This window comes from Lysobacter sp. TAB13, assembly GCF_052113885.1.
Classification (GTDB): domain Bacteria; phylum Pseudomonadota; class Gammaproteobacteria; order Xanthomonadales; family Xanthomonadaceae; genus Lysobacter; species Lysobacter gummosus.
Genome location: NZ_JBFRDR010000274.1, coordinates 1 through 413 on the forward strand (window position 1 = coordinate 1; position 413 = coordinate 413).

1 protein-coding gene is annotated in these 413 nt (G+C 58.1%); it reads left to right on the plus strand.

Features of this window, described 5'->3' with window-relative positions; all coding sequences use genetic code 11:
* On the plus strand, positions 1-340 hold a 340-nt coding region (locus AB4Y92_RS26145), incomplete at its 5' end, for a nitrilase-related carbon-nitrogen hydrolase (protein ID WP_441822271.1).
* Positions 341-413: the final 73 nt, after the last annotated feature.

Consider the following 413-nt stretch of genomic DNA (forward strand, 5'->3'; position numbering starts at 1 on the left):
GGTGATGCCCCAGGGGCCGAGACCCGGCTTCATGCTCAATCTCACCAATGACGGCTGGTTCGGCCAGACGAGCGGCCCTTACCAGCATCTCGCCCAGGCCCGGCTGCGGGCCGTCGAACAGGGATTGCCCTTGGTGCGCGTCGCCAATACCGGCATATCCGCCGTCATCGACGCCTATGGCCGGATCACCGGCAGCCTTCCGCTCGGGACGGAAGGGGTGCTCGACTCCGCCTTGCCCAGTCACGCCTCTGTTACGCCTTACGCGCAGCTCGGGGATGTCTTTTTTGCAGGCCTTGTTGTAATATTCTTGCTTGTCTCGCGCTTGCGACGTTCAAAATAATTCCAACTGGAACTATTCCCAGCACCGAAGATGTCGGTTAAGAAGCAATTTAGTTGAAGCTAGTGTATTGTAT